Here is a 13,427-nt window from a genome sequence, read left to right as displayed (position 1 = left end):
TCTTTGCCACAGGCTTGGCACAACTGTGCCACGCCTGTGGCACGGCCGTGCCAAGCTGTTGGCATAGTTGTGCCAAAGCGTTGGCACAAGTCTTTCGCAGGGATGTTACGGATGATGTTCCAGTATGTCCCGTCAGTTAGCAAGGAAGGTCGTTAAAAGTCCGGCCCGTTTCTAGCTTCTTTCATCAGTCGTTCGAAGCGTTTTATGATATCGGGATGTTGCGCAGCCACATCGTGTTCTTCTCTGATGTCCGTCTCCAGGTTATAAAGCTGCATTTGCGTATTGCCTTTCCAGATGTCCGTGATGATTCCTTTCCATTTTCCCATGCGGATTGCTTTGTTGCCAATCCTTGGGTCAGGATATTCCCAATATAAATAAGTGTGTTCTTTTTGTTTCCCTTTTTTGCCGAGCAATGTGGGCAGAAAGCTGATTCCGTCCGTTGGCGGACAAGTGATGCCTGCCAGTTCTGCCAGTGTAGGCATTACGTCTTGAAAAGCGCAGATGTGGTCACTTTGCGTACCGGGTTTTATTTTACCGGGCCATGTGATAATGGCGGGGACACGGATACCGCCTTCATGCAAGAAACATTTCCCCCATCCGTATGCTGAATTGAAAGGTCCCCCGCTGTTGAACCAGGGAGAATCGCTGCCTCCATTGAATGTAGGCCCATTATCGGAAGTAAACACAATCAAGGTATTTTCGTACAGATGTTCCGCTTTCAGTTTTTCGATCAGCTGGCCGATCTGCTCGTCGAAATAACTGATCATTGCCGCATAGGTAGCATGCGGATACCGGCAGGGCAGATATCCCGCTTGTCCGGTGTAGGGCTTTTCGTCCCCGAATTTCTCTACATAATGCTGTACCCAGCGTTCAGGGGCCTGAAGCGAGACGTGCGGCAGGGGAGTGGTCCACATCAGGAAAAACGGTTTGCGTTTATTAGCATCGACAAATCCCATCAGTTCATCGAATATCAGATCGTTGGCATATTCCTTTTGCGTATATTTAGCGTAGCTGGCGGGGTCGTTCGGATCGGCACCTTTATCCAGAGGGCTTCGGTGAGGGTCTGTCACTTTGTTGGACAGGTAGACACGTTCTTCGTTATTATACAGAAAAGGAGGATAGTATGTGTGCGACTGGCGCTGGCAATTGTATCCGTAGAACCGGTCGAATCCCTGTTTGTTGGGAGTTCCTTCGGAGCCCGGATACCCCAGTCCCCACTTGCCGAAACATCCGGTGATATATCCCGCTTGTTGCATCATTCGCCCGATAGTCATCGTGTTCGCCTGTAGGGGAAATTGCCCTTCCAGTTCTTTATGAACGTACACCGAGTCGTAGTTGTTTACTGCTCCGCGTTCGGCTAACTCATTGTTGAAGCGGATTTGCGCATGACCGGAGTGCATACCTGTCATCAGTACGCAGCGTGCCGGAGCTGATACGGGGGAACCGGAATAATGTTGTGTCAGTTTGATGCCTTCGCTGCATAAACGGTCGATATGGGGTGTTTCTATTTTGTCTTGTCCGAAGCAACCGATATCTCCATATCCCAGATCATCCATTAAAATATAGATAATGTTGGGAGATGCGGGCTGGGGCTGTCCGTACAGGTAACCACTGCACAGGACGGGTATTGCGATCAATAAATTTCTTTTGTTCATGATGTTCTTTTTTTTAATCCCATTTATAATCTTTCGTTACCTCTTCTTTCAGAGCCGGTCCGAATTCGAATCCAGCTTCTTCGAACCATGCTTTGCGGTGAAGGATGTTCCGGTAGAACCGGTCGAAGTCAAGCGCTTCCCCCTCGCGCCACATCTGTTCGGACAGAGCGAGGATGCGGGGGAAAAGGCGTCGGTCTATCATTCGTTCCGTGACTCCGTCGTCGGTCCATAATGCGCAGCTCATACCAAGAATCAGCGGATTTTTCTCGCTGATGGCTTTGTCGGAAGGGTTGTTCAGATAGACATCTTTCAAGTCAAACGTACGTGCTTCCGTATATCCTCTCCACGGGGTGACGGGGAAGTTCAGATACGTATAGTAATTGGAACTGCAAATGACCGGATAACGGTGTTTGATAGCGTTTCTGAGCGCGAGGTCCTTATGTCCCCGGTAGTTCCACCACTGGATAACGGTATTGTCCGGCAACGGGTAGCCGTCGTGATAGACGACGTCGCCCCAGAAGATGGCTTTCCGCCCTTTGGACTTCAGATAGTTTGCCATTTGCGCAGAGAACCATAGCTGGAGGTCGTGACTGTCTTTCAGTCCTTCTGTGGTAATCCTTTTCCGGCAATCCGGGCATTGATCCCAGTTGCCTTTCGGGGCTTCGTCTCCGCCCAGATGTATGTAGGGAGAAGGAAAGAGGGCGCATACTTCGTCCAGTACATTTTTCAGGAAACGGAGAGTTCCGTCTTTTCCGGCACAGAATATGTTTTGGGTAAATCCGCTTTGCGGTATCTCTACCGGCAATCCGAAACAACCGAGCTCCGGATAGGCAGAGAGAGCAGCTTCGGCATGGCCCGGCATATCTATTTCGGGGACGATGGTGATATTCCGTTGACGGGCATATTCGATGATATCCCGTATTTCTTCCTGTGTATAGAATCCCTGCTGTTCTTCTCCTTTGCCTACCGAACCGCCTGTACGGGTGAGGTGCGGATATTGTTTGATTTCGATGCGCCATCCCAGTCCTTCGGTCAGATGCCAGTGGAAGTAGTTCATTTTAAGCAGTGAAGCCATATCGATATACTTTTTGATGGTGGCAGTTTTCTGAAACTGACGTCCGGAGTCCAGTAAGAAGCAGCGCCATTGTGTGCGGGGATAGTCTGTCACGCTTGCACAGGCAAAGGTGATAGATCCTGCTGAACCGGCTGCCCATTGGCGTAGTGTTTGTACGGCGTAGGTGAATCCTCCTTTGTCGGAGGCGCTGATTACCATCTGTCGCGGATGAATCTTGATCCGGTAGCCTTCGGGGGGCAAGGATGAGTCGGTTATCCAGCAGATATCGGCTTTGGATTCTTTTTTTTGCCATTTGATGGGAGTGCGGGAGAGTACTTCTTCCCGGAAAAGGTTTAGATAAAAAGCGGTAGTGTCTTCGGCGTACATAGAAACCTTTTTCCCTAAAATCAGCTTGCCTGTCTGCATTTCCACTTGATTGGGGGTAGGAAATACGATTTGGGCACGGACGTCGACTGTGTACGATAGAAGAAAGAGGACTGTAAAAATTAGATGCTTCATGGGATACATTGTGTTTATTTAGATTTGGTAAGTGTCGGTAAAAGGATTACCCGTATTAGTTTGATGTCTCAAAAATACGAATAAATTTCAAGTATTCAATAATTCTTTTGAGTAAACTTACGAAATCAGTACAGTTAAAGAGGGAAGAGGCAGTGTCAAATATCAAGGTCTTTCGGCCACGCTAATGACGAAATGCTTGTGCTGTCATTGGGATGACTGTCAAGAAGAACCAATATTTGCCACAGCCTCTTCCGGTTAGTTCCGGATTATCCGGTTGGTAATGGATTACCGGTTAATTTCCTTCCTCCCATCCTGGATTCTGTTCGAGTTGGGGATTCAGTACCCGTTCGTTGCGCGGAATAGGGTTGAGGTAATAGTGATCCGGCCATAGATGATTCTGTTTCGGATGGAATTCGAGATATCCTTCGGAGCCGCCGCCGTCGATAGTCACATTGGTTCCTGCCTTGAAGTCGGATACACGTACGTATTGTCCGAGTTTCTTCTTCAGTGCATAGTGGCATTTCTTCCATCTTCTCAGGTCGTCGAAACGGAATCCTTCGGAGAAAAGTTCGATGCGTCGTTCCCGTCGTATTTCCCATAATAGCGGACTCACTTCGTAGTCGTTGGGATAATCCGGGTTTCCGAGATCACGTTTCGGGTCGAAGGCTGAGTTGATTTCCGAGACTTTCATGAGTTTTACATTGGCACGCGGACGCAGTTTGTTGATTGTGGCGTCGGCAACTGTCTGGTCAAACTCGCCGAGTTCGCACATGGCTTCCGCATAGTTCAGCATGACTTCTTCGATGCGGAAGATAGGCATATCCGTCTCTTCATTTCGCTGGCTGCCCATGCTCAGGTAACAGCAGTAGTATTTCCAGTTATTATATCCGAAGGCTGACTTGTACCACGGCTGGTTCTCCAGATAGAAGTCAAAGTGAGGCGATGCACCCAGAATACCACCGTCATATCCTTGACGGAATGGCAATAACTTCTGTCGTTCCTTGCTGGTGCCGTACCCGATTCCCATGCGGACGGTGAGGCTGTCGATGAAACTGCGGTCTTTGGGGCTATCCGTAAAATTCCATTTATTGTCCCAGGCTGTGCTGGAAGCCGAACGGTCTACTTGGTAAGGAGGAGTGACGTGCAGCCACAAACGATGGTCGCGGTTGCTGAACTCGTTGTATATATCCTTGTCACCCAGATAGGCGTCACTCGTCCAGCGCGGCTTTCCGTCCGTGCACAGGTAACTGTCGACTAAGTCGCGGGTCGGATTGTAAAAGGAGGTGGCGGTCGTTCCCCCGATGCTGACAGCGTGCACTACACCGACAGCATCCGAATATTCTCTGTACAGAATGACTCCGGCAACATCTTTCAGTTCCAGTGAACAGAACAGGTCGTCGTAGCAGTCCGCCACGTTCGGATAAGTCTGCATCAGTTCGGCGGATACCCGTTTGCATTCCCGCAGATAAGTTTCGGCGTTGTTGAGTCCGTGATATTTACGCCAGGTACCTTCGAAAAGGCAGAAGCGGGAGAGTAAAGCCTGTACACAAGCCTTGTTGATGGTGTTTCTGCCTTCTCCGTTCACGTTGATATTCTTTTCGGCAAATTGCAGGTCTTCCAGAATGTGACCGGCTATTTCATCTCTGGAGGCACGGGGACCTTTGATCAGTTCTGTTTCGTCGTCGCTCAGCACATGGTCAATCCAGGGTACGCCACCGTAAGCCGACAGGAGAGACAGGTAGCGGTAACTGCGGAAAAAGTAACCGACGGAGCGCCAGTTCGCCTTTTCTACATCCGTCATTTTCGAACCGTCAATGCGGTCGAGCATCAGGTTGACCCGCCGGATATAACTGTAATAGTTCCAGGAAGTATTGTCTTTCTTGTCGGGGATGGTCACCAGTTTTCTGATCCAGTTGCTTTCGCTGGTTCCTCTTGTCTGGTTGTACGAGATGTCGTCCGTAGAATTTTCCGAACCATAGCCCAATGAAGGCAGGGTTTCATACAATCCCCAGGCGTATGCCTTGAAGTTGTCGTATGTTTCAAAAGCCGTTTCGGCAGTCGGGTCTCCCAAAGGATACCTTTCCAGGAAATCGTTATTGAGACAGCTTGCTAACAAAACTGTACATACAAAGAGTAAATATTTTCTCATAATACATTAGTTATTAGAATGTAACATTGATACCGAAAGAGAATTTTCTCATGAACGGATATTCCCAGGCACCTTTTGACAGCATATCGGTTTCCAGTCCTTCCGGCAGGTGATCCCACGTGTAGAGGTTCTCTCCGCTGAAGAATACTTTCACATCGTCGAAGTAGAGACGCTGGGACCATACTTTGGGCAAGGTATAGGAAAGCGTGATGTTTTGCAGTTTCAGGTAGGAGGCGTTGGCGAGATACTTCGACTGTTTCCAGTGGTTGTAGCTTGTGTTTACCCCGTCGTTGGAATACACGCGCGGATAATAGGCATTGGTGTTAGTCGGAGTCCAGAAGTCGAGAGTTTCTTTGAACAGGCTTCCCCAGCCTCCGGTAGGCCATGCGATCTGGTCGGTGCGCCAATAATCTCGTTTGCCTACGCCTCGTAGGAAGATGGAGAGGTCGAGTCCTTTCCAGCTGATTCCTGCGGTGATGCCGTAGTGGAAACGTGGAGTCGAGTTACCGATGATACGCTGGTCGCCGGGATTGTCGGCGGTTCCTTCGCCGCTCCAGATGGTTTCGGTATCGTCATCGAAGTTCTTATACAGCACGTCTCCCGGAAAAACTTGTCCTGCTCCTTTCGGAATGGGGATTCCCGGTTTTAGTGTACCGTCTGCGTTGAAGTCGTCTTCGGTGTAGAAGCGGTCGGTGACGTATCCCCAGATTTCTCCCATTTTCATACCCTTGCGGTAAATCTTGTCGCCTAGCAGGTTGGTCTCATTATTGTATTTCGTGATTTCACTTTGTGAGTCGTACAGGTTGAATCCGATCCGGTAGCTCCAGTCCTTGTTGATGCGGTCTCTCCAGTTCAGTTCCAGTTCCCAACCGTACGTTTTCAGGTCGGCGGCGTTCTGTTTGGCGGCGGTGGCTCCCACTACCCATGGTAGGTCCATACCGGGTGCCAGCATGCCTTTGGTGTCGCGGCGATACCAGTCGAAAGTTCCGTTAAAGCGGTTGTCGAAGAATCCGAAATCGACTCCGAAGTCCAGTGTGTATACCTTCTCCCACGAGAAACTGCTGCTGACCATTGCCGGAGCATCCAGTGTAGTCGTCTTTTGTCCGTCCACCAGCCATTCCGTCAGTTTAGGTGACATGGAAGGGATGTAGGGATAGTTTTCCGGAGTGTTGTCCGGCTTCAGTATGATCTGGTTGCCGATAGAACCCCATGAGGCACGTAGTTTCAAGTTTGACAGGAAGCTTTTGGTATTCTTCATGAATGCTTCTTCCGAAATGCGCCATCCGGCGGAGAAGGAAGGGAAGAAACCGAAACGGCTGTCTTTGGGGAAACGGGAAGTACCGTCGTAGCGTCCGTTGGCTTCGAACATATATTTACCGTCGTAAGTGTAATTGACACGGTAGAACAACCCTCTGATGGCATATTCATCGAAACTGTCGGTGACGGATGCCGTTCCGGTAGAACCGGAGAGCGACGGCAGATTTTCCAGTAATACGTCCGTGCGCTGCGACCATTGCGATTCCTTATGACTCTCTTCCTGATTGTAACCACCCATAATAGCGATATCATGTTTACCTATTGAAAAGTCATAATTGGCGAATGCGTTAATAGCGTTGTAATTGGTGAATCCTTGCGTCAGGGCATAACGTGAGTTCTCTACATTGTTCAGCAGCCCTGTAAAGTTGAATCCTATATACTTGTATTTGTTAACGTACATCCGGTTGTACTCGGTGATCCGGTTGTAAGTATATTCACCTGTTATTTTCAGTCCTTTCAGCGGAGAGATGATAACACGTCCTAAAGTACGCAGATTGGTCTTCTTGATCACCCTCGGTTCTCCGTAGCGTACGAAAGTAGCGGACGTTTCGGCAGGATATTCGATGCCGTCTTGTTCGTACGGCAGGATGTTGTGGTAGGACGGCAGGTACATGGCACTTCCCCAGACACCGTTTCGTCCACCTTGCTCCACTTTGTTCTGGGTAGAGTTCGCGTATCTGATATCCAGTTGGGTGGTCAGCCACTTGTTTACGTCGACACTCAGGAAGCTGGACATATTGATACGGTCGAATTTGTCTTTGTCCGTTACCAGAATGCCGTCCTCACCGGTATATCCCAGGCTCAGTCGGTAGCTGGTCCGCTGGCTGCCTCCCGATACGGAGAAACTGTGGTTCTGCATGAATCCGAAGTTATCCATCATATCGGCAAACATATCATTCTCCCTCATCAGAAACAGGTTGCCTTGATCATCGAAGATATATCCGTTCGGATAATTGGAAGGATTCGCCTGATAGTCTCGTATGTAACCTTCCCATTGGGTGATGTTTTTCCCGTCTACATAGGTATCGTTTGCCCATCCCATTTCCTTGTACGCCAGTACCGATTCCAACGGACTTGCTTTCTGCGGAAGCTCCGATGCTTTCGAGAAAGAGAAGTTGTTGTTGTAATTGAATCTGGGAGCCATGTCCTTTTTACCCTGCTTCGTAGTAATCAGAATCACACCGAAAGCTGCGCGGGCACCGTAGATAGCTGCGGAAGCGGCATCCTTCAAAATAGAGACAGATTCAATATCCTGCGGATCAATCATGTTGATATCCATCGGTACGTTGTTGACCAATACGAGAGGCTCACCGCCATTGATGGAAGTTGTTCCACGGATATTGTACGTCATGTCGTCTCCCGGAGTTCCCGTTGTCGATTCAATTTTTAGTCCCGGCACGATTCCTTGCAGGGCAGCCGAAACGTTGGTAATCGGGCGGTCACCCAACGACTCTTTGATATTTACAGAGGCTACAGCGCCGGTCATATTCACTTTTTTCTGTGTACCGAATCCGATGACTACCACTTCATCCATAGTCTGGGTATCTTCCTGTAGCTGTATGTTGAAAAGTGTCTTGTTTTTGACTGTTACTTCTTGTGTGACGTAACCGATATAAGTAACCCGTAACTTGCTGTTGGCAGGCACTTCCAGTGAGAATTCCCCGTTCATGTCGGTAATGGTCGCCTGTTTGCTGCCGTCGACCAGAACGTTTGCTCCAATTAGAGGTTCACCTTGCGCATCTGTTACGGTTCCCCGTATTTTTATGGACTGCTGGGTAGAAGTAGTGTTGTTGGGGGCTGCTTCTGCCTTTGCCGGGACAGGAATGATAATAATATGCTTACCTTCTTGCCTGTAAGTGAATCCTGTTCCTTTGAGTACGGAGTTCAGAACGGAAGAGACTGCTTCCCTGACAAAATTGGCGCTGACCTTTTGTTTCACGTCCAGTTTCGTCTGATTATAAGCGATACTAAAATCGGTCTGATCTTCAATGATTTCGAATACTTTTAATAGAGGTTGGTTTTTCATAGATACTGTTATTGGCTGATTTTGCCCATAGGCTATGTTATAAAAACATAAAGCGAATAACAATATATAAAATTTATGAATTTTTACGGGATAACCTATGCCCGACAATTTATAAAATTTCATACTTTTGTGAGTTAATCATTAATACTAATTTAAGTGTACACAACTAATTTAAATGAAGTAATTTTGATTTGGGGGAGTTGGTATCCGCGAAATATCGACTCCCTTTTTTCTGTCTATCGGCCTCCTTTCTTATTTAGGGGTGAATAAATTAAGAGAATGTTCTCGTCTTCGACTTTATAGTCTATGTTTCCTATGGTTTTGGTCACGATATTCATGATCTCCTTGATAGGAGCTTTTTGTTTGAACTTGATGGTATATACATCGGTGGTAGCCAGATGCGGAGGGACGATGATGTGTATGTCGTATATTCTCTCTATCGTAATGAAAATATCGCTGAGAGTCATTGCCGCAAAGTTCAGCTCGCCTCTGGTCCAGCCGGAGTAGACAGAGGCGTCGATAATCTTTTTATTAAATTCTCCGGACGGGTTGTCATATTCCAGTTGCTCGTTCGGTGTAAGGGTGATGATATCTTCATTGTTTGCTTTCTGAACGACTACGGAACCCGATTCCAAAGTAGTGGTTGTCTTCTCGTCTTCTGCATAGGCGTGTACGTTGAATTTAGTTCCCAATACTTTTACTTTCAGATGGTTGGTCTTGACGATAAATGGATGTTGCTTGTCTTTCTTTACGTCAAAATTAGCTTCTCCTATCAGATATACCGAACGGATATCCCCGGTGAACTTTTGCGGATATACCAGTAAAGTTCCTGAGTTGAGGTATGCTGTGGTGCCATCGGGCAAGGTAACCTGTTTTTGTTCGCCTCTGGGCACATAGTACTCGACAAGTTCTGTATGCTCTTCATTCGATTGTATATATAGGTAGGATGCCACTATAGAGAGTAGGGGAATCAGTAATACAGCCGCCACTTGCGCCCATCTGCGTAAGGTATACCTTGTGGTTGCCTTCCGCTGTCGGGGGGCAATCTTTCTGCGGAAGTTCTGATAGGAACGTTCGGTACCTGCATCGGCCTTGAAATTCTGGGCTTCCCATAATTCCATCAATGCTTCATCTTTTTCTGCCTGTTCAGTGGAGTCGACAAGCCATTTCCATAACTTCTCTTTAAGTTCCGGACTGAACTTATCGGAAGTAAAGTTTTTAATTATTTTATGAGCGTTCGACATATTAGCGCATTTTAGGTGTGGTTACATATATAAGATACGTAACTGATTAATAACGCACAGCCTCTATGCTACTTTTTTTTAGAAAAATAAAATAAAGGTTATGAATAATGCTTTTCGGATGTCGGTAAGTGCTTGTGAAAGGTGGTTCTCTACTGTTCGTTTGTTGATGCCTAGTTCGCGGGCTATTTCTTCGTTGTTAATTCCTGATTCCCGGCTCATCTTATATATTTTCTGTCGTTGTGGAGGCATTTTTTCTACAACCATTGTCACCAATAGTTCGAGTTCTTTGAGATGGATGGTGTCATCGGTTTCGTTGCTTTCCTGTGGCGGGCTATACTTTTCAGTTTCTTTCTGCTGATAGTTTCTGAACAGTAGTGTGCGTTCGATGTGCCGGTATACCGCATTTTGGGAAATGCGGAAAAGATAAGGTTTAAGGTTATTGATGGTATGGAGAGATGAGCGGTTGTTCCATAACGTAAGAAAGATGTCCTGCGATAAATCTTCGGCCTCTTCCTGCGATTGCAGTAGTCCGTTGATAAACCCTTTGATGCGGGGATAGTAGTATAGGAAGAAAGTTTTAAAGGCTTTCTCATCTCCTTCGCTAATAGCCTTCAGAAGTTGTTTTTCGTCAAAGGTTTCCATTGGGGGTATTTTTTTGTAAATGCTGTAAACCCTGCAAAAATAAGTAAATTTTGTATCGAACCCCGTTTATTAACATAAAAAACTCTTTCGGCTAGTATATAATTAGTTTAAAATCTGCGTAAACAGGAAGATGATCACTGATTCCTCCCTGATATTTCATTCCTTTATAGGTACGGAAAGGTTCATCATCACCGTATTTCTTGTCTTCAGTTAATAGAAAGGGGAGGCGGGCAACATTTGCCTTGTCTTCACCGGTGAAGAATTTAGAGGAAGCATCGAGTAAGTTGCCGGATACAATCAAATGGTCGAGCAATCCCCATTCTCCGTGATATTTATAAGAGCCAAAATGGCGGGATGTTGCTTTTCGGGCAAGCAGATGGTAGAGCTTTCGGGGATTTGGGAAGGTGACTGACTGTTGGGGATCAGTAGCTTCTAAGATCTCCTTGATGGATTTGTTGGTTGGGTAGTCATTGAAATCTCCCATGATGACCAGTTGCGGATGAAGGCGGATATTCAGCAGACTGTCGGCTTCTGTGCGTAGTATTCGGGCGGCGTGTAGCCGGTAAGGTTCTGATTCCTTGGCTCCACCGGACCGGGAAGGCAGATGGCAGACGATTACATCAAGTGTATCTCCGGTTAATAATAGTCCGCTGACGTGCAGTAAATCTCTTGTGGGGCGATGATGCTTGAATGAGGGAATGGGGATAGACCGGAAAGATAATAATTTGAATAGGTCACGTTGATATAATAAAGCGACATCAATCCCTCTCAGATCGGGAGAACTTGTCATAACATACCGATAACCCAGTTCCTTTAAAGGAGAACGTCGTGTGAGGTCACGTAGTACGCTGTCGTTTTCTACTTCACAAAGACCTACAAGGGCGGGTGGATTCCATTCACCGACGGCAGTGATGACACGGGCCATATCGGCCAGTTTCTTCTTGTACTTGGTGTAGTTCCAGTGACGGATGGCGTCGGGGAGAAATTCGTTATCGTTCTTTAGTGTGTCGTGGTGAGTATCAAAGAGGTTTTCAACATTCCAGCTCATGACACGAAAGGGGATTCGTTCTTCAGCGGAAGACTTCTTTTGGGAAACAGATTGTTTATTGCTGAACGATTCTTTTTCGATAAGGGAAGTTTGCCTTGTAAAGGAAGTTTGCCCTATGATATAAGAGGGTACAAAAAAGAGCATTATAAAAAAGATGACGGTCATAACAAATATTTTTCTGCTATCACCATCATCTTTTCTATGATGTCTTACCTGACTGTTATTTCTTGGCAGGAACATGTGCCAGAATATCCAACAGGTGCTTCCAGAACTTCTCAACGGAAGGGATGTGCATCCGTTCGTCGGGAGAGTGTACTCCGGTGAGGGTAGGTCCGAAAGAAATCATGTCTAATGTCGGATACTTGTCGAGGAACAGACCGCATTCCAATCCTGCGTGAATTGCTTTCACTTTCGCCTCTACACCGAAAAGTCGTTTGTAAGATTCTGCTGCCACTTCGAGGATAGCCGAATGAGGATTCGGCTTCCATCCCGGATAACCTTCACCGAAGGTCACATCGGCGCCTGCCAGCTGGAAGACGGCACGAACCGTATTCGCCATGTCATTGCGTGCAGATAAGATAGAGCTGCGTTGGCTGGTTTCGATGCGGATAATATGGTTCGGTTTCATTTTGACAGAAGCAAGGTTGGTTGAAGTCTCTACCAGTCCGGGGATATCCTGACTCATGGCATATACACCGTGAGGAGCAGCATACAATGCTTTCAGCAAGCGGGTAGTAGTATCCTGATCGATAGCCATCTTACGGGGAGTTTCCGATTCAAGAACCAGTTTCAGGTCCGGTTCGGTAACGGCCAGTTCGTTTTCTACTTCACTTGTGAAGATATTCAGTTCCGTGCGGACGTCATGTTTGGCATCTTCGGGAACTGCACAGATAGCGTATGCTTCGCGGGGGATGGCATTGCGCAGGTTACCTCCGTTTATTTCGCAGAGATACAGATCCTGACGGTTAGCCATTCGGGACAGGAATCGGTTCAGTATCTTGTTTGCATTGCCCCGTCCCAAGTGAATATCACCACCGGAGTGTCCGCCTTTCAGTCCTTTTACTTCTACTTTGAAGAAGAAATATCCTGCGGGGACTTCTACTTCTTTATAACTAAACTCTGCAACGGAGTCGATACCTCCGGCGCATCCGATAAAGATTTCTCCTTCATCTTCGGAGTCGAGGTTCAGCAGAATATCACCGCTCATGAAACCTTCTTTCAGCTCGAAAGCTCCGGTCAGACCGGTTTCTTCATCTACGGTGAATAGGCATTCCAGCGGACCGTGTTCGATGCTGTCATCCGCCAGGATAGCCAGTTCGGTAGCTACACCGATACCGTTATCAGCTCCGAGGGTAGTTCCTTTGGCTTTCAGCCATTCTCCGTCTATTTCTGTTTCGATGGGATCGGTGAGGAAGTCGTGCTGTACATCATTGTTCTTTTCACACACCATGTCGATGTGCGATTGCAATATGACAGTCTGAAAGTTTTCTTTGCCCGGAGTGGCAGGCTTTTTGATCAGTACGTTTCCTGCTTCATCTACATTGGTCTCCAGGTTATGTTTTGCTCCGAATGCCTTCAGGTAGGCAATTATTTTCTCTTCCTTCTTGGAAGGACGCGGCACTTGGCAGATTTCCTCAAAATACTTGAATACGCCAGCCGGCTTAAGGTCTTTTTTTTCCATGCTTTTTTCTTTTATAATAGGAATAGGAGGTTCATTTTGGTTCCTCTTATTGCTAAATATGGTTAATTTGCTTGACTTATCTGAACTCATTT

The 13,427-nt window shown here is 47.1% G+C and carries 8 protein-coding genes; all 8 read right to left on the bottom strand.

Going from position 1 to position 13,427, the window contains the following annotated elements; genetic code table 11:
• Positions 1-152: 152 nt before the first annotated feature.
• Positions 153-1,655, bottom strand: a complete 1,503-nt coding sequence (locus tag ACHLI0_RS06285) for an arylsulfatase (RefSeq protein WP_490748680.1) — start codon at positions 1,653-1,655, stop codon at positions 153-155.
• A 13-nt stretch (positions 1,656-1,668) separates the two neighbouring features.
• Positions 1,669-3,228 carry a beta-N-acetylhexosaminidase gene (locus tag ACHLI0_RS06280; RefSeq protein ID WP_490748679.1) on the bottom strand — a complete coding sequence of 520 codons (1,560 nt, stop codon included), beginning with the start codon at positions 3,226-3,228 and terminating at the stop codon, positions 1,669-1,671.
• A 292-nt stretch (positions 3,229-3,520) separates the two neighbouring features.
• The gene (locus tag ACHLI0_RS06275) at positions 3,521-5,377 is read right to left on the bottom strand and encodes a RagB/SusD family nutrient uptake outer membrane protein (protein ID WP_490748677.1); all 1,857 of its coding nucleotides are present in this window, start codon (positions 5,375-5,377) and stop codon (positions 3,521-3,523) included.
• Positions 5,378-5,390: 13 nt separating this feature from the next.
• Complete coding sequence (locus tag ACHLI0_RS06270) at positions 5,391-8,843, bottom strand: TonB-dependent receptor (protein WP_490748676.1); 3,453 nt, start codon at positions 8,841-8,843, stop codon at positions 5,391-5,393.
• A 113-nt stretch (positions 8,844-8,956) separates the two neighbouring features.
• Complete coding sequence (locus tag ACHLI0_RS06265) at positions 8,957-9,964, bottom strand: FecR family protein (RefSeq protein WP_490748675.1); 1,008 nt, start codon at positions 9,962-9,964, stop codon at positions 8,957-8,959.
• A gap of 78 nt (positions 9,965-10,042) precedes the next feature.
• The gene (locus ACHLI0_RS06260; RefSeq protein ID WP_490748674.1) at positions 10,043-10,606 is read right to left on the bottom strand and encodes an RNA polymerase sigma-70 factor; all 564 of its coding nucleotides are present in this window, start codon (positions 10,604-10,606) and stop codon (positions 10,043-10,045) included.
• Positions 10,607-10,697: 91 nt separating this feature from the next.
• Positions 10,698-11,894, bottom strand: a complete 1,197-nt coding sequence (locus ACHLI0_RS06255; protein WP_490748672.1) for an endonuclease/exonuclease/phosphatase family protein — start codon at positions 11,892-11,894, stop codon at positions 10,698-10,700.
• Positions 11,875-13,335, bottom strand: coding sequence for an aminoacyl-histidine dipeptidase (locus tag ACHLI0_RS06250; RefSeq protein ID WP_008767909.1), 1,461 nt, complete (start codon positions 13,333-13,335; stop codon positions 11,875-11,877). Before ACHLI0_RS06250 ends, ACHLI0_RS06255 begins: the two co-directional genes overlap by 20 nt.
• Between the last annotated feature and the right edge of the window lie 92 nt (positions 13,336-13,427).

Source organism: Bacteroides sp. RCH18 (assembly GCF_058231005.1).
This window is presented reverse-complemented; position numbering and strand designations above follow the sequence as displayed.

What these genes read in the sequence shown, in the direction of transcription:
- ACHLI0_RS06255 (WP_490748672.1), bottom strand. Translation starts at nt 11,894, where the DNA reads ATGTTCCTGCCAAGAAATAACAGTCAGGTAAGACATCATAGAAAAGAT.
- ACHLI0_RS06285 (WP_490748680.1), bottom strand. Translation starts at nt 1,655, where the DNA reads ATGAACAAAAGAAATTTATTGATCGCAATACCCGTCCTGTGCAGTGGT.
- ACHLI0_RS06270 (WP_490748676.1), bottom strand. Translation starts at nt 8,843, where the DNA reads ATGAAATTTTATAAATTGTCGGGCATAGGTTATCCCGTAAAAATTCAT.
- ACHLI0_RS06260 (WP_490748674.1), bottom strand. Translation starts at nt 10,606, where the DNA reads ATGGAAACCTTTGACGAAAAACAACTTCTGAAGGCTATTAGCGAAGGA.
- ACHLI0_RS06280 (WP_490748679.1), bottom strand. Translation starts at nt 3,228, where the DNA reads ATGAAGCATCTAATTTTTACAGTCCTCTTTCTTCTATCGTACACAGTC.
- ACHLI0_RS06275 (WP_490748677.1), bottom strand. Translation starts at nt 5,377, where the DNA reads ATGAGAAAATATTTACTCTTTGTATGTACAGTTTTGTTAGCAAGCTGT.
- ACHLI0_RS06265 (WP_490748675.1), bottom strand. Translation starts at nt 9,964, where the DNA reads ATGTCGAACGCTCATAAAATAATTAAAAACTTTACTTCCGATAAGTTC.
- ACHLI0_RS06250 (WP_008767909.1), bottom strand. Translation starts at nt 13,335, where the DNA reads ATGGAAAAAAAAGACCTTAAGCCGGCTGGCGTATTCAAGTATTTTGAG.